Origin of the sequence: Methylobacterium sp. FF17, assembly GCF_025813715.1 — a bacterium.
GTDB lineage: Bacteria > Pseudomonadota > Alphaproteobacteria > Rhizobiales > Beijerinckiaceae > Methylobacterium > Methylobacterium flocculans.
In genome coordinates this window covers 84,636-99,986 of the sequence record NZ_CP107532.1, presented here as the reverse complement: position 1 = coordinate 99,986, position 15,351 = coordinate 84,636, and the positions used below count along the sequence as shown (strand labels likewise).

The 15,351-nt window shown below is 71.1% G+C and carries 12 protein-coding genes; 8 read left to right on the top strand and 4 right to left on the bottom strand.

Going from position 1 to position 15,351, the window contains the following annotated elements; translation table 11 throughout:
* Nucleotides 1–63 precede the first annotated feature (63 nt).
* The 4 genes from OF380_RS00460 (at nucleotide 64) to OF380_RS00445 (ending at nucleotide 3,296) form a co-directional block, all read left to right on the top strand.
* Nucleotides 64–531, top strand: a complete 468-nt coding sequence (locus OF380_RS00460) for an Lrp/AsnC family transcriptional regulator (protein ID WP_264048830.1) — start codon at nucleotides 64–66, stop codon at nucleotides 529–531.
* Between the two features lie 108 nt (nucleotides 532–639).
* The gene (locus tag OF380_RS00455; RefSeq protein ID WP_264048829.1) at nucleotides 640–1,392 is read left to right on the top strand and encodes an NUDIX hydrolase; all 753 of its coding nucleotides are present in this window, start codon (nucleotides 640–642) and stop codon (nucleotides 1,390–1,392) included.
* Between the two features lie 17 nt (nucleotides 1,393–1,409).
* Nucleotides 1,410–2,393, top strand: a complete 984-nt coding sequence (locus OF380_RS00450) for an SPFH domain-containing protein (RefSeq protein ID WP_264048828.1) — start codon at nucleotides 1,410–1,412, stop codon at nucleotides 2,391–2,393.
* Nucleotides 2,394–2,402: 9 nt separating this feature from the next.
* Nucleotides 2,403–3,296 (top strand): NAD(+)/NADH kinase, encoded by an 894-nt coding sequence (locus tag OF380_RS00445; protein WP_264048827.1) that lies wholly within the window; start codon nucleotides 2,403–2,405, stop codon nucleotides 3,294–3,296.
* Between the two features lie 19 nt (nucleotides 3,297–3,315).
* Here the strand turns inward: OF380_RS00445 and OF380_RS00440 are convergent, their stop codons facing one another.
* Nucleotides 3,316–4,785, bottom strand: a complete 1,470-nt coding sequence (locus OF380_RS00440) for a SulP family inorganic anion transporter (RefSeq protein WP_264048826.1) — start codon at nucleotides 4,783–4,785, stop codon at nucleotides 3,316–3,318.
* A gap of 326 nt (nucleotides 4,786–5,111) precedes the next feature.
* Here OF380_RS00440 and glpD point away from each other — a divergent pair, with 326 nt between their 5' ends.
* From glpD to OF380_RS00425, 3 genes are all read left to right on the top strand, one after another.
* Nucleotides 5,112–6,665 (top strand): glycerol-3-phosphate dehydrogenase, encoded by a 1,554-nt coding sequence (glpD, locus tag OF380_RS00435; RefSeq protein WP_264048825.1) that lies wholly within the window; start codon nucleotides 5,112–5,114, stop codon nucleotides 6,663–6,665.
* A 35-nt stretch (nucleotides 6,666–6,700) separates the two neighbouring features.
* Nucleotides 6,701–8,206, top strand: a complete 1,506-nt coding sequence (glpK, locus tag OF380_RS00430) for a glycerol kinase GlpK (RefSeq protein ID WP_264048824.1) — start codon at nucleotides 6,701–6,703, stop codon at nucleotides 8,204–8,206.
* A gap of 112 nt (nucleotides 8,207–8,318) precedes the next feature.
* Complete coding sequence (locus OF380_RS00425; RefSeq protein ID WP_264048823.1) at nucleotides 8,319–9,224, top strand: NmrA family NAD(P)-binding protein; 906 nt, start codon at nucleotides 8,319–8,321, stop codon at nucleotides 9,222–9,224.
* A 57-nt stretch (nucleotides 9,225–9,281) separates the two neighbouring features.
* Here OF380_RS00425 and OF380_RS00420 read toward each other — a convergent pair whose 3' ends face one another.
* From OF380_RS00420 to OF380_RS00410, 3 genes are read right to left on the bottom strand one after another with little or no spacing between them, the layout of a single operon-like run.
* Nucleotides 9,282–11,039: a response regulator gene (locus OF380_RS00420; RefSeq protein ID WP_264048822.1), complete on the bottom strand. Its 1,758-nt coding sequence runs from the start codon at nucleotides 11,037–11,039 to the stop codon at nucleotides 9,282–9,284.
* Nucleotides 11,036–11,500 (bottom strand): response regulator, encoded by a 465-nt coding sequence (locus tag OF380_RS00415; protein WP_264048821.1) that lies wholly within the window; start codon nucleotides 11,498–11,500, stop codon nucleotides 11,036–11,038. The genes OF380_RS00420 and OF380_RS00415 overlap by 4 nt, the downstream gene beginning before the upstream one ends.
* 3 nt (nucleotides 11,501–11,503) lie before the next feature.
* Nucleotides 11,504–13,876 carry an ATP-binding protein gene (locus OF380_RS00410; protein ID WP_264048820.1) on the bottom strand — a complete coding sequence of 791 codons (2,373 nt, stop codon included), beginning with the start codon at nucleotides 13,874–13,876 and terminating at the stop codon, nucleotides 11,504–11,506.
* A 235-nt stretch (nucleotides 13,877–14,111) separates the two neighbouring features.
* Between OF380_RS00410 and OF380_RS00405 the strand changes: the two genes are divergently transcribed.
* The gene (locus tag OF380_RS00405; protein WP_264048819.1) at nucleotides 14,112–15,338 is read left to right on the top strand and encodes an acyl-CoA dehydrogenase family protein; all 1,227 of its coding nucleotides are present in this window, start codon (nucleotides 14,112–14,114) and stop codon (nucleotides 15,336–15,338) included.
* Nucleotides 15,339–15,351 lie beyond the last annotated feature (13 nt).

Genomic DNA, 15,351 nt, shown 5'->3' with positions numbered 1-15,351 from the left:
TCGCCGCTGAGGTGGAAGACTTTGGCAGGATCCACCAACACGACCCCTTTTATGAGGACGATCATGCCAGAACGACGGATCGACACGATCGACCGGAAGATCCTGACCGAACTCCAGCGCGACGGGCGGATGACGATCCAGGATCTCGCCGGCCGCATCGGCCTGTCGGCTTCGCCGTGCTTGCGCCGCGTGCGCATGCTGGAGGAGGCCGGCATCCTGAAGGGCTACGTCGCGCTAGTCGATCAGGCCAAGGTGGGCCTCGCCATCAGCGTGTTCGCGTCGGTCAAGCTGGAGCGGCAGCGGGAGGAGGAACTCGACCGGTTCGCCGAAGCCGTGGCGCGCTGGCCGGAGGTCGTCGAGTGCTACCTGATGACCGGGCGACACGATTACCTCGTGCGGGTCGTGGTCCCGGACCTCTCCGCCTACGAGCGCTTCCTGAAGGACAAGCTCACGCGCCTGAGCGGCGTGGGATCGATCGAGTCGAGCTTCGCCCTCGGACAGGTCAAGTACACGAACGTGCTGCCGGTCTGAGGCGCGGGTGCTGCCCAGCGAGCCCCCGCGGATGTGAGGCCACCTCGGAGCTTGACATATATCCAACCTGCATCTTAGTTAGATGCAAGTTGGATATATGGTGCTGCCATGGGCGAGGACGACTTTCTCGACGCGTACGATCCGAACGCCTTCGCGCGCCCGGCGCTCACGGTGGACTTGGTCCTCCTGGGGGTGCGCGCGGGACGTCCGGCCGTGCTCCTGCTCCAGCGCAGGGAGCACCCACATGCGGGACGATGGGCGCTGCCGGGTGGCTTCGTCGGACTTGAGGAGCCCCTCGAGGCAGCGGCCGAGCGCGTCCTTCGCGAGAAGGCGGGCCTCGTCCCCATGCGCTCCTCCGGTGCGCACCTGGAGCAGCTCTACACCTTCGGTGCGGTCGACCGGGATCCGCGCATGCGCATCGTCACCGTGGCCTATCTGGCGCTCATGCCGGAGGCCGCCTTCGTCCAAGCCCTGGAAGGGCTGGCGGAGCTGTCGGCGGCGATCATCGAGGTGCCCTGGTCCGGCGAGGCGGGCGGACCGGTCGCGGCGTTCGCCGAGGGCGACCGGGAGCGGTGCGCCCCCCTGTCCCTCGCCTTCGATCACGCCGACATCCTGGCCCAGGCGATCCTCCGGCTGCGAGGCAAGCTCGACTATTCCGAGGTCGGCTTCGCGCTGCTGCCGGAGGCATTCACCCTGCGCCAGTTGCAGGACGTGCACGAGGCGATCCTCGGCAGCACCCTCAACAAGCCGGCCTTCCGCCGCCGGATGCTCGACCGGGGCTGGCTCGCGCCCACGGGCGAACGCGAGGCTGGGACCTCGTTCCGCCCGGCCGAACGCTTCCGTTTCACCAAGCCGCTCTGAACCCTGGAGAAGAATCCATGGCCACGATCCGCAATCTCGGTCCGGTCGCCCAGCTGAGGAGCGAGGCGAGCGCCCACGTCATCCGCTACCGCAACGGCCAGATCCGGCAGAGCGGCCGGGGCCTGGTCTTCTGGTTTCGGCCGGAGACCGCGAGCATCAGCGAGGTGCCGATGGACGATCGCGAGATGACGCTGTTCGTGCGCGCCCGCAGCCGGGACTTCCAGACGGTCGTTGCGCAGGGGACGATCGGGTGGCGCGTCGTCGATCCGGAGATGCTGGCGAGCCGCGTCGACTTCTCCATCGACCTGCGCACCGGCCGGCTGCGGGCCGAGCCCGTCGAGCGTATCGAGGCGCGCCTCAGCGGCATCGCGGGGCAGACCGTCCTGCAGGCGATCGGCGCGAGCCCGGTCGGGACGCTGCTGGATGCCGGGCCGGCGCCCCTGCGCATCATCCTCGACGACATCCTCCGGGCGGCCCCAGCCCTGGCCGAGATCGGCGTCGCGGTGGTCTCGGTCCGCCTCGACCACCTCGCGCCGTCGAGCGAACTGGAGCGCGCGCTGCAGACGCCGACCTTCGAGGGTCTGCAGCAGAAGGCCGATGCGGCGACCTTCGCCCGCCGCGCCCTCGCGGTGGAGAAGGAGCGGGCCATCGCGGAGAACGAGCTGGAGACGCGCACGGAGCTCGCGCGGCGGGAGACGCTGCTCATCGCGCAGGAGGCGGAGAATGCCCGCGGCCGCGCGGCCGGCCTCGCCGAGGCGCAGGGGCTGGAGGCGGCGGCGGACGCCGAACGCATCCGCCTCGTCGAGGGTGCGCGGGCCGAGGCCGAGCAGCGGCGCGCCGGCATCTATCGCGACCTTCCGCCGGCCGTCCTCCTCGGGCTCGCCGCCCGCGAGCTCGCGGGCAAGCTCGACACGATCGAGCACGTCAACATCACGCCCGACCTGCTGGCCTCCGTCCTCGGCGAGTTCCGCCGGACGGCGCCGCTCGCAGCCCCACGCTGAGACGCTCCCATGCCGGCCCAGACCCCGCGCGCCGTGTTCGTGACCCGTGACACCGATTACGAGGCGCTGGTCGCCCGGCATGCCACGCGCGGCCAGGTCCGCTTCTTCCTGGAGAGCCGGGGCCAGAGCCTGTCCGAGATCGAGGCGCGCCATGCGCGCTTCCACGCGGTGCTCGGGCAGGCCCGGGCCGCCGTTCCGGCGGACTGGCGCCAGACGATGGCGCGGCGCGGCGACCTCGACCGCTTCCTGTTCGCGCCCGACGACGTCATCATCGCGGTCGGGCAGGACGGCCTCGTCGCCAACGTGGCGAAATACCTCGGCGACCAGCCTGTGATCGGCGTCAATCCGGCCCCTGACCTGCACGACGGCGTGCTGGCGCGGGTCACGGTGGAGCGGCTCGGCGCGCTGCTCCCCGCCAGCGTCGCGGGCGCGGCCGCGATCGAGCGGCGCACCATGGTGCAGGCGGTCCTCGATACCGGGCAGCGCCTCGTCGCCCTCAACGAGATCTTCGTCGGCCACCGCAGCCACCAATCCGCGCGCTACCGGATCGAGGCGGATGGTGTGGCCGAGGACCAGTCGTCGAGCGGGCTTATCGTCGCGTCCGGCACGGGGCTGACCGGCTGGGCCCGCTCGATCGGCGAGGCGACGCACCTCACCCTTCCGATCGGGGCCGGGGAGCCGGCGGTCGGCTACTGGGTGCGCGAGCCCTTCGCGAGCGTGGCCACCGGGACGACCCTGCGGGCGGGCAAGGTCGCCGGGGCGGCGCTCGCGGTCACCTCAAGAATGAACGAGGGCGGCGTTGTGTTCGCCGACGGGATCGAGCAGGACTTCCTCGCCTTCGAGTGGGGCCGGCGGGTGGAGCTCGCCCCCGCCGCCCGCGCCCTCAATCTCGTGGTCGCTTAATCCAGCGGGCTGGCCGGACTCAGCCGACCAGCGGTCCCGACGGACCCGCCATGTCGGGCGAGAGACGGCCCATGATGCTGGCGCTGGCCTCGTTCAGGCCGATCAGTTCCACCCGCGACCCGCGCGCGCGCAGGCGGCCCGCCACCCGTTCGAGGGCCCCGATCGCCGAAACGTCCCAGATGTGGGCTTGGCCGACATCGATCCGGACCACGGGCGCGGCCGGCGCCGCGTCGATCGCCTCGGCGACCGCATCGGCGGAGGCGAAGAAGATCTGCCCGACGACGGTGTCGGTGCGCGTCGCGCCGTCCGGGCTGAGGGTCGAGGTCACCCGCACGAGCTGGGACACCTTGAAGGCGAAGAACAGGCCGCTGAGCAGGACGCCGACGCCGACTCCCAGCGCCAGGTTGTGGGTGGCGACGACGACGGCGACCGTGGCGAGCATCACCGTGGAGGAGAGCTTCGGGTGGCGCACCACGTCCCGCAGGGACGACCACGAGAAGGTCGCGATCGAGACCGTGATCATGACCGCCACCAGGGCCGCCATCGGGATCTGCGCGACCCAGGGCTTCAGCACCACCATGAGCAGCAGCAGGAAGATCCCGGAGCACGCCGTCGAGAGCCGCCCGCGCCCCCCGTACTTCACGTTCGAGACCGTCTGGCCGATCATCGCGCAGCCGCCGATCCCGCCGAACAGGCCGGCGGCCACGTTGGCGATCCCGAGGCCGCTGGTCTCGCGGTTCTTGTTCGAGGGAGTGCCGGTCATCTCGTCGACGACGCTCGCCGTCATCAGGGATTCGAGGATGCCCACGAAGGCGATGGCGAAGGCATAGGGCGCGATGATGCGCAGGGTCTCCAGCGTCAGCGGCACCGCCGGCAGGGCGAAGGCGGGCAGGCTCGTGGGCAGGTCGCCGAGGTCGCCGACCCGCCGGATGTCGAGGCCGAGCCCGATGCTGATGAGGGTGAGCACGAGGATCGCCACGAGGGGGGAGGGCACCGCGCTGGTGATCCGGGGCAGGCCGTAGATGATCGCGACGCCGAGCGCCACGAGGACATAGACCGACCAGCCGACCCCGATCAGCTCGGGTAGCTGGGCGGCGAAGATCAGGATCGCGAGGGCATTGAGGAAGCCCGCCACAACCGAGCGCGAGACGAAACGCATCAGGATGCCGAGTCGGCAGAGGCCGCAGACGACCTGGATCAGGCCGGCGAGCACGGTCGCGGCGAGGAGGTAATCCAGGCCGTGCGTGCGCACGAGGCTGCCGACCACGAGGGCGATCGAGCCGGCGGCGGCGGAGATCATGGCCGTGCGCCCGCCCGTGAAGGCGATCACGAGGGCGATCACGAAGGACGCGTAGAGACCGACCTGCGGCGGCACCCCCGCCACGTAGGAGAAGGCGATGACCTCGGGAATCAGCGCGAAGGTGGAGACGAGCCCGGCCAGGGCGTCACGCAGGAACGCGCGCGGGCGTGAGTCGGAAGCGGACGGCATGGAATCCTCGGGCGGCTTCACGGAACGAGCCTCAAGCGTCGTCGATGGCGCCCGGCGCCGTCGATCGGCCGCGCACGGGCCACGGCGTCGTGAGGCCATCAAGGGGCCGGGCGTGGCGCGTGCGGTGCCATAGGGGATTGCGGGCGCGTGGGCCAGCGCCGCGCGGACATGGCGCCCCCGCGCAGACATGGCGCCCCAGCACAGACATGGCGCCCCAGCGCGTTTACGGCGACCGGGTCACGCCTGTGGCACTCGGGCATTCCTGCATGATCTGGCCTGCGCTATCCTCCGGCATCCGGTCGAATCGCCGGGGGCGGGAGCGAAGCATGGCGCCGGATGCGACCGCCGGGGAGCGGGTGCCGACCTACGACCTCCTCGTCATCGGAGGCGGCATCAACGGCGCCGGCATCGCCCGCGACGCCGCCGGCCGGGGGCTGACGGTCCTGCTCTGCGAGCGGGGGGATCTGGCCGAATTCACCTCCTCGTCCAGCACCAAGCTGATCCACGGCGGCCTGCGCTATCTCGAAACCTACGCGTTCCGCCTCGTGCGCGAGGCGCTGGCCGAGCGCGAACGCCTGCTCCGCCTGGCGCCCCACATCATCTGGCCCCTGCGCTTCGTGCTCCCGCACGAGGCCGGCCTGCGGCCCGCCTGGATGCTGCGCCTCGGGCTCTTCCTCTACGACCACCTCGCCCGCCTGCGGACGTTGCCCCGCTCGGCGATGGTCGACCTGACGCGATCCGGCCTCGGCGCGCCCCTGCAGGCACGCCTGACGCGGGGCTTCGCCTATTCGGATTGCTGGGTGGAGGACAGCCGCCTCGTGGTGCTGAACGCCATGGACGCCCAGGCACGCGGCGCGGAGATCCGCACCCGCACCGAGTTGCGCGCTGCGCGGAGGGTCGGGAACGTCTGGGACGCCGAGTTGCGCGATGGTGCGACGGGCCGACGCGCGCACGTCCGGGCCCGCGCCCTCGTCAATGCCGCCGGCCCCTGGGTCGGGCAGACGCTGGAGACGAACCTGGGGCTCGACGCCCGCGCGGCCGTGCGGCTGGTCAAGGGCAGCCACATCGTCGTGAAGGCGCTCTACGCGGGCGATCAGGCCTACATCCTGCAGCAGCCCGACCGGCGCATCATCTTCGCGATCCCCTACGAGCGCGACTTCACGCTGATCGGGACTACCGACGTGCCCCATGACGGGCCGCCCGGCCCGGTGGCGATCGCGCAGGACGAGGTCCGCTACCTCTGCGCGGCGATCAACCGCTCCTTCCGGACCACGATCGGACCCGCGGACGTGGTCTGGAGCTATGCCGGCATCCGCCCGCTCCACGACGACGCGGCGGCCGACGCCTCGGCGGTGAGCCGCGACTACCTCCTGGACCTCGATGCGCCGGCCGGGCAGGCGCCCGCCCTCTCGGTGTATGGCGGCAAGATCACGACCTATCGGCGCCTGGCCGAGCACGCCCTCGAACGGCTCGCGCGCGGCACGCGCTCGCTCGGTCCAGCCTGGACCGGGGACGCGCCCCTGCCGGGCGGAGATTTCGCGTACGGGGATTTCGAGGCTTTCCTGGCAGAGTTCGCCCGCGTTGCGCCGTTCCTGCCGCCGGAGACCGCCCGACGTCTCGCCCGAGCCTACGGCACCAAGGCCCGGACCATCCTCGGCGACGCACGGAGCCTCGCGGACCTGGGGCAAGCCTTCGACGGGGGGCTCACGGCGGCGGAGGTCGATTACCTCGTGCGCGCCGAGTGGGCCCGCACGGCCGAGGACATCCTATGGCGGCGCTCGAAGCTCGGCCTGCGGACCTCGCCCGAGGGTTCGGCGCGGCTCGCGGACTACCTCGCCCGCCACGCGGTCGCCGGGCCGGTCCCCACGCAGCCCGCCTGACGACCGCTCCGAAACCGCAAGGCAGGACGATCACCATGACCCGGTATGTCGGCGCCATCGACCAGGGCACCACGAGCAGCCGCTTCATCGTCTTCGACCAGGCGGGACGCATCGTCGCCTGCCGGCAGCGCGAGCACGCGCAGATCTATCCCCGTCCGGGACAGGTGGAGCACGACCCGGCGGAGATCTGGCGCAACGTCCAGGCCGTGATGCGCGAAGCCCTCGAGGCGGCGGGCCTTGCGCCGTCCGACCTCCTCGCCATCGGCATCACGAACCAGCGCGAGACGACGGTGATCTGGGACCGCCGGACCGGCGCGCCCCTGCACAACGCCCTCGTCTGGCAGGACACCCGCAACGACCGCCTCGTGGCGGAGTTCGCCCGGGCGGGCGGGCGCGACCGCTTCCGCGCGCTCACCGGCCTGCCCCTGGCGAGCTACTTCTCGGGCCTCAAGCTGCGCTGGCTCCTCGACCACGTGGAGGGTGCGGCGGAGCGGGCGCAGGTGGGCGACGTCCTGTTCGGGACCATCGACAGTTGGCTCGTCTGGAACCTGACCGGCGGACCGGAGGGCGGGCTGCACCTCACGGACGTGACCAACGCGAGCCGCACGCAGCTGATGGCCCTCGACACCCTGGCCTGGGACCCGGGCATGCTCGCCGCCTTCGGCATCCCGCCCGCGATGCTGCCCACGATCGTCTCCTCCTCCGAAGTCTATGGCGAGACCCGGACGCCCTTCGCCGGCGTGCCGATCGCCGGTATCCTCGGGGACCAGCAGGCGGCCCTGTTCGGGCAGACCTGCTTCCGCCCGGGCGAGGCCAAGAACACCTACGGCACCGGCTGCTTCGCCCTGATGAATACCGGCGGAACTCCGGTCCCCTCCACCTGCGGTCTCGTGACGACGGTGGCCTACCAGCGCGGCGGCGAGCCGGCGGTCTACGCCCTCGAAGGCTCCATCGCCATCACGGGGGCCCTGGTGCAGTGGCTGCGCGACAACCTGCAGATGATCCGGGACAGCGCCGAGGTCGAACACCTCGCCACCACCGTCGCGGACAATGGCGGCGTCTATTTCGTGCCGGCCTTCTCGGGGCTCTACGCGCCGCATTGGAACGAGGGCGCGCGCGGACTGATCATCGGCCTGACCCGGTTCGCCAACCGGGGACACATCGCACGGGCCTGCCTGGAGGCCACCGCCTTCCAGACCCACGAAGTGCTGGAGGCGATGGAAGCGGATTCCGGCATCCCCGTGCGCGAACTGCGCACGGATGGCGGCATGGTCGCCAACGGCACCCTGATGCAGTTCCAAGCCGACATCCTCGGCGTGCCGGTCCTGCGCCCGCGCGTCACCGAGACCACGGCGCTGGGCGCCGCCTACGCAGCAGGGCTCGCCACCGGATACTGGCGCGGCACCGACGACCTCGTGGGCAACTGGGGCGTCGAGCGGCGCTGGGAACCGAACATGGACGCGGTCGAGCGCCGGCGGATCACCGCCGCCTGGGGGCGGGCGGTCGAGCGCGCCTTCGACTGGGAGCAGCCGGAGGCTTGATCGTTGCGACGGCCCGGCGGCACCGATGCCGGCGCGCGGTGTTGTCCCCCACCGGGATCGATCGAGGCCCGGCGGTGACGCGGCCGTCGCGGCGGACAGGACACGCAATTCCATGGACAGCCCGGATCCCAAGACGCAGACCATCGTCCTCGCCGGTCTCGGGGGCGACCTCGGCGGCCGGATCGCCCGGGCGTTGATCGCTCAGGGAAGCGAGGTCCGCGCGCTGGTGCGAGCGGCGGGCGACGGCCCGCGCCATGCGCCCGACATCCCGGGGCTCACGCGGGTCACGGTCGATTACGGGAATGCCGCCACCCTGGCCGAGGCGTGCCGGGGTGCGGCCTGCGTCGTCTCGTCCCTGAACGGCCTCGCCCCCGTCATCCTGGAGGCGCAGGGGAGGCTGCTCGATGCAGCCGTAGCGGCGGGCGTGCCCCGCTTCATCCCGTCCGACTTCTCCCTCGACTTCACCGGGACCGAACCCGGGGGCAACCGCAATCTCGATCTGCGCCGGACCTTCATGGAGCGGGTCGACCGCGCGCCGATCCGAGCCACCTCGATCCTCAACGGCGCCTTTTCGGACCTGCTGACGGGTCAGGCCCCGATCATCCTGAAGGCGCCGCGCAAGGTCCTGTACTGGGGCAACGCCGACCAGCCCCTCGATTTTACCGCGCGGGACGATGTCGCCCACTACACCGCCGCAGCGGCCCTCGACCCGGCCGCTCCGCGCATCCTGCGGATCGCCGGGGACGTGGCGACCCCACGTGACCTCGCGGCAACGATGAGCGACATCACCGGAACGCCGTTCGGCCTCTGGCGGGCCGGCGGCCTCGGCCGCCTGTCCCTCATCATCCGGATCTTGCGCCGGCTGACGCCCGGAAATGACGCGGTCTTTCCAATCTGGCAGGGCCTGCAATACCTGCGCGACATGTCGAGCGGCCGCGGCAAGCTCGCGCCGCTGGACAACGATCGCTACGGCCCCCACCCCTGGACCAGCGTCCGGCAGGTACTCGGCGGAGCCTGACTGCCCCGCGGGAGGAACGCGGCTCTCTTTACCCCGCCCTACGCAATCCGGTGCCGCTCAGGCGCCGGCACGGCTCGAGACGAGGCGTAGGCCCGGGGCGGCGGGCGAGCGGGCCAGGACCGCCGCGACCTTGCGCTGGAGTTCGCCGTTCCGGAACGGCTTCTGCACGATCCGCTCGGCCCCGACATCGCCGGCCCGCATCAGCGCATCGGTGTCGGCGTAGCCGGTGACGAACATCACGGACAGGTGCGGCCAGTGTCGGCGGATCTCGCAGGCCGCCTCGGCACCATTCATGCCCGGCATGGCGAAGTCGAGCAGGATGAGATCGACGCACGGGTCGGCTTCCAGGGCCTGCAGGGCCGCGAGGCCCGAGCTCGCCTGACGGATCGCGTAGCCGAGTTCCGCGAGGATCGAGGTCGTGACCTCCCGGACCGCGCTGTCGTCGTCCACGACGAGGAGGACGGGCGCTTCGTCCGGCGCGCGCCGGGCGACGCAATCGACCTCCGGCGGGGGGACTTCGTTCAGGGAGGCGCCAGCCTCGGCGCGCGGGAGATAGACGCGGACGGAGGTGCCTTCCCCGACCCGGGTGTCGATCCGGATCCCGCCCCCCGATTGCTTTACGAACCCGTAGACCTGGGCGAGCCCGAGCCCGGAACCCTTGTCCACCGCCTTCGTGGTGAAGAACGGCTCGAAGACCCGGGTCAGCACCTCCGGCGCGATCCCGGTCCCGGTGTCGCTCACCGCCACCATCACGTAGGCGCCGGGGGTCGGCTCCTCGGGTCGGGTCGGCGGGTCCGTCAGGGTGACGTTGGCGGTCTCGATGGTGAGACACCCGCCCACCGCCATGGCGTCGCGGGCGTTGATCGCCAGGTTCAGGACCACGAGCTCGATCTGGGTGGCATCCACCAGAGCCGACCAGAGATCGGGCTGCAGCGTCGTCTCGATGCGGACGCCGCCACCGATGGAGCTCTGCAGGAGGTCGCGCATCGAAGCGACGGTCTGGTTCAACGCCACCGGCGTCGGCTCCAGTCGCTGGCGCCGCGAGAAGGCGAGGAGTTGCGCGGTCAGCCGCGCACCCCGGTCGGCCGCGCCCCGCATCATCTCCAGGCGACGCTTCGAGCGGTCGTCGGTTACCGCACGGCCCAGGAACTCGATGTTGCCCGAGATCACCGTGAGCAGGTTGTTGAAGTCGTGCGCGACACCGCTGGTGAGCTGTCCCACCGCCTCCAGGCGCTGCGACTGGCGCAGGGCCTCCTCGACGCGCGTACGCTCGCTGATCTGCCGGTGCAGCTCGGCATTGGCCTCGGCGAGTTCGCGGGTCCGTGCCTCGACCCGAGCCTCGAGGGTTTCGTTCAGCGCGCGCAGGTCTCGCTGGGCGCGCTCACGCTCGGCCCGGGCCTTCGCCTCGGCAAGCGCGCGCATGATGGTGCGCGGCAAGCGGTCGAGCCGCTGCTTGGTGACGTAATCCGTGGCCCCGCGTTTCAGGGCCTCGACCGCCACGTCCTCGCCGAGGGTTCCCGAGACGAAAACGAAGGGAATCGCGGGGCATTGCGCCCGGGCGATGCCGAGGGCGCTGAGGCCGTCGAAGGTCGGCAGGACGTAATCGGCCAGGATCAGGTCGTGCCCGCCGCCCGCGATCGCCTGGGTGAAGGCCGCTTGCGTCATGACCCGGTCGAGGCTGTAGGGATGTCCGAGGTCATCGAGCACCGCGCCGAGAAGCTCCGTGTCGAGGTCGCTGTCCTCCAGAAGCAGGATCCGCAGCGGCGTCGGGCCGAACCCTTCGCGCGCGCCCGACTCCCAAGCACCGTCTCTCACGAGTTCGATGGCCAGCCTCCCCCCCGGTGCGGCGGCGGTTCGTTCAGCACCGCCCAGAACACCCCGAGTTCCTGAATCGCCTCGAAGAATTCCGTGAACCCAACGGGCTTCACCACGAAAGCGTTCACCCCGAGATCGTAGGAGCGCACCAGGTCGGTTTCCTCGCGCGAGGAGGTCAGCACCACGACGGGGATCGACCGGGTGCGGATGTCGCCCTTCACCTTGGCCAGCACCTCGAGCCCATCGACCTTGGGCAGCTTGAGGTCGAGGAGCACCACGGCGGGGTCGCGGGCATCGCGCGCCTCGTGCACGCCGCGCCGATAGAGATAGTCGAGGGCTTCCGCGCCGTCCCGGCAGATCACGATCTCGTTGGCGAGCTGGCTCTTGTCCAGGGCGGCGAGGGTCAGTTCGATGTCATTCGGGTTGTCCTCCACGAGGAGGATCGGCTTCAGGTCCGACATCGTTCAATGCGCCTCCTTCGGCGTCGACGGTGGGCGCGGTCGCGGCACGGCCCTCGGGTTCGCCAGCGCCCGGGACGACGGCAGCGTGAAGTAGAACGTCGCGCCCTCTCCGAGGATACCCTCGGCCCAGGTCCGCCCGCCGTGTCGTTCGACGATGCGCCGGACGTTTGCAAGGCCGATACCGGTGCCCTCGAACTCCTCGACCCGGTGCAGCCGCTGGAACACGCCGAACAGCTTGCCGACATAGGCCATGTCGAAGCCGACGCCGTTGTCGCGCACGTAGAACACCGCCTCCTGCCCGGCCTCGCCCTCGGGGCTCCCGTCCGGCGGCGGTACCGGGTCGAGGCGACCGATCTCGATCCGGGCCTCGTCACGGTCGCGGGTGTACTTGACCGCGTTCGAGAGCAGGTTCTCGATGACGAGGCGCAGCATCGCCGGATCCGCATGGACCTGTCCGAGGGGGCCGATCGTCCAGTGGATCACGCGCTCGGGGGGCACGTCACGCAATGTGGTCCGGCGGACCTCCTCCACCAGGAGGTTCAGGTCGCCGGTGGCCGGGTTCAGGGCGTTGCGCCCCATCTGCGAGAAGCGCAGCAGGTTGTCGACGAGGGTCCCGGCCGAGAACGCGGCCTTGACGATGGTGTCGACGTAGTGACGTCCCTTCTCCGAAAGCCGTGCGCCCTCGCGGGTGCGCAGCAGTTCGGAATAACCGACGATGTGCCGGAAGGGCGCGCGCAGGTCGTGGCTCACCGAGTAGGAGAACGCTTCCAGTTCCTTGTTGGAACGCTGCAGTTCCTCGCTGAGGGCGGCGAGTTCCTCGGCGCGCCGCAGCACGATGCCGAGCACCGAGGCCCGCAGTTCCTTGACCGCCTCCGTCTCGGCGGTCGACCAGGGCAGGGCGCGACCCCGCAGCGTCTCCTTCCAGATCTCGAAGGATTGTCGCGGGTGCAGCCGGTCCGGCCCACCCGCGGGATCGGGGATCGCCGCCTTGGTCGGGTCGCCGCCCCACTTGACGGTGCGGACGACCTCCGGCCTGAACCAGAGCACGTAGCTCGCATATTTCTGCGAGATCGAGATGGCGAGAAGCCCGCTCGCCCGGTCTGAGAAATCCCGAGCCGGCGGATAGGCCTCGCCCAGGGCGTCGGTGGCGACGAGGTCGGCCCCGCCGGGACCGTCCGAGAGCCAGCGGTACAGTCCCCGGACCTCCGCCGCGCTGGGCGTCGCGCCCATCAGCCGGCAACCTTCGGCCGTGACTACCGCCGCGCCGGACGCTCCCGCCAGGGCGAGCACGTCGTCGGCATGGTTGAGGAGGCCGTCGAGGAAGTTCTCCTCCTCCGCCATGTGACCGAGCAGCCGAACCTGGATCGCCCCGAGCGCCAGGCGCTGCTCGGACTCGGCGCCGCGCTCCTTGGCCGCGAGCTGGAGCGCGAAGATCCGGGTGAGGAAATCGCAGGCGTTGCGAGCCTGGAGCGGCACGCGGCGCGGCGTGCGGTTGTGGCAGGAGATCAGTCCCCAGAGCGCACCGTCGACGAGGATCGACACCGACATCGAGGCCATGGTGCCCATGTTGCGCATGTACGCGACATGCACCGGCGAGACGCTGCGCAGGATCGACTGGCTGAGGTCCAGGGGCAGGTCGGGGGCTTCGTCGCCCGCGGCCTCCGGCGCCCGCAGGATCGGCACCGGCACATAGGCCGCGTCCGGAATGATGCGCAGGCGGTTGCGCCGGTAGAGCTCGCGCGCCTGGGCCGGGATGTCGGAGGCGGGAAAGCGCAGGTCGAGGTAGGACGGCAGCACGCCGTTGCCGTCCTCCGCCACGACGGTGCCGTGCCCGTCGCGGTCGAACCGGTACACGAGAGCGCGGTCGAACGCGGTGATGTGGCGGATGTCGATGGCCAGCAGGTGGCACAGCTCTTCCACGGAGCCAGCTTCGTGGAGACCTTCCACGAAACGGTTGAGACGGGGATAGAGCGCGTCGAGGCTGTGTTCGGAGACCGTTTCGCTGGCCACCGCCTCGAATTCCAGGACGACGAGGTCGCCGGAGCGGTGCACCGCCAGATCGTAGGCGCGGGGGCCTTCGACGGTCGCAAGCGTCACGGTGCGCAGGAACTGGGCGCCGTCGCGCTCGGCCACCAGTTCGGCGGCGGCGCGCAGGTGAAGGTCGGGGAAGACCTCGACCACGTCGGCGCCAAGGAGCGACGCCTCGGGTCGACCCGCCAGGATCGGCGCGTTGGCGCTCGCCTGCACGATGCGCCGGTCCTCTGACCGATAGGCGACCAGGAAACCATGGGGCTGAAGGGTGCCGAGGCGGTGGATCGGCTCGCGGTCGCAGGCGGTCAGCTCCGCCTCGCGCGGAGACCATGCGGTCGAGGTCAAGACGTCCGCTCCCCCTGGCGTACCGACAGCCGGGACGGGCTGTCCGGGCCGTGCCTACGCCGAACGGACGGACGGCGCAACGCGGGTCGGGAGGCTGGGACAGACCGTGGATCGCGGCCTCCGACACCACGCTGGCGACGCCGCTGCCTTCGCTTTCGGCCCTCCGCGCCCTAGCTTTCGCCGGACGCAGATGCGGCGCGCGGGCGCTCCGCGTCGAGCGATCAGGGGGTTACCGATGCCGAAGTCCGATCGCGTGGCCCCGCGCCCGCCCGAACTCCTGACGCCGTGGCGGACGGACGCGCGGATCGCGTTGCAGGCCGAGGCCCGTGCCTTCGCCCACGAGGTCGTGATGCCGCTCGCGGACACCCTCGACCCGCAGAAGGCCGAGATGCCGCGCGACCTCATCGACCGGATGGCCGCCAAGGGCTGGTTCGGCATCACGATCCCGGCCGAACAGGGCGGCCTCGGGCTCGGCGTGTTCGAGTACTGCCTCGTCTCGGAGGAGTTGGCGCGAGCCTGGCTGTCGGTGGGCAGCATCCTGGCCCGGGGGCAGGGCCTCGGCACCCAGACCCTCGATCCGGGCCGCCGGCGCGGCCTCCTCGAGAAGTCGGCCCGGGGCCAGTGGATCGGCGGCATCGCCCTGTCGGAGCCGACGGCGGGCTCGGACCTCGCCGGCGTGCAGACCCGCGCGGTGCGCGAGGGCGACACCTGGGTGCTCACCGGGACCAAGCGCTGGGCGGGCTTCGCCAAGGCCGCCGACTTCATCGAAGTTCTCGCCCGCACCCGCGACCCGGAGCCGGGCGAGCCGCGCTCGGCCGGGCTCGAACCCTTCCTCGTGGTCAAGGAGCCCGGAACCTTCCCGAAGGGCATGACCGGCCGGGTGATCGACAAGATCGGCTATCACGGCTTCCTCACCTTCGAGCTCGACCTCGACGGGGTGCGGGTGCCCGAGAGCGACCGCCTCACCGGCCTCTACGGCGACCAGGGCGCCGACGCGGATTCGGGAGGCTTCGCCTCGGTCCAGCGCGGGCTCAACATCGCGCGGGTCCACACGGCGGCCCGGGCCGTGGGCGTCGCCCGCGCCGCCCTGGAGGACACCCAGCTCTACCTTCAGGAGCGCGAGCAGTTCGGCCACCCGATCGGTGACTTCCAGGCCCTGCGCTTCGCGCTCGCCGACATGGCGGCCGACGTGACCCAGGCCCGCGCCTTCTGGAACCAGGTGGCCCACCTCCTCGATGCCGGCGAGCCGGCGGAGAGCGAATCCGCGATGGTCAAGCTGGTGGCCACCGAGATGGCGGTGCGGGTGACCAATCAGGCGATGCAGCTCCACGGGGGCAACGGCTACACCACGGAGCGCCGGGTGGAGCGCTACTGGCGCGACGCCCGCCTCACCACGATCTTCGAAGGCACCAGCGAGATCCAGCGCCGGATCATCAGCGACCGGATGCTGCCGAGGGCGTGACACGGCTCAGCCC

Coding starts and splice junctions, on each gene's coding strand:
- OF380_RS00415 (WP_264048821.1), bottom strand. CDS start 11,500: ATGTCGGACCTGAAGCCGATCCTCCTCGTGGAGGACAACCCGAATGAC.
- OF380_RS00425 (WP_264048823.1), top strand. CDS start 8,319: ATGGACAGCCCGGATCCCAAGACGCAGACCATCGTCCTCGCCGGTCTC.
- glpK (WP_264048824.1), top strand. CDS start 6,701: ATGACCCGGTATGTCGGCGCCATCGACCAGGGCACCACGAGCAGCCGC.
- OF380_RS00450 (WP_264048828.1), top strand. CDS start 1,410: ATGGCCACGATCCGCAATCTCGGTCCGGTCGCCCAGCTGAGGAGCGAG.
- OF380_RS00440 (WP_264048826.1), bottom strand. CDS start 4,785: ATGCCGTCCGCTTCCGACTCACGCCCGCGCGCGTTCCTGCGTGACGCC.
- OF380_RS00405 (WP_264048819.1), top strand. CDS start 14,112: ATGCCGAAGTCCGATCGCGTGGCCCCGCGCCCGCCCGAACTCCTGACG.
- glpD (WP_264048825.1), top strand. CDS start 5,112: ATGGCGCCGGATGCGACCGCCGGGGAGCGGGTGCCGACCTACGACCTC.
- OF380_RS00460 (WP_264048830.1), top strand. CDS start 64: ATGCCAGAACGACGGATCGACACGATCGACCGGAAGATCCTGACCGAA.
- OF380_RS00455 (WP_264048829.1), top strand. CDS start 640: ATGGGCGAGGACGACTTTCTCGACGCGTACGATCCGAACGCCTTCGCG.
- OF380_RS00445 (WP_264048827.1), top strand. CDS start 2,403: ATGCCGGCCCAGACCCCGCGCGCCGTGTTCGTGACCCGTGACACCGAT.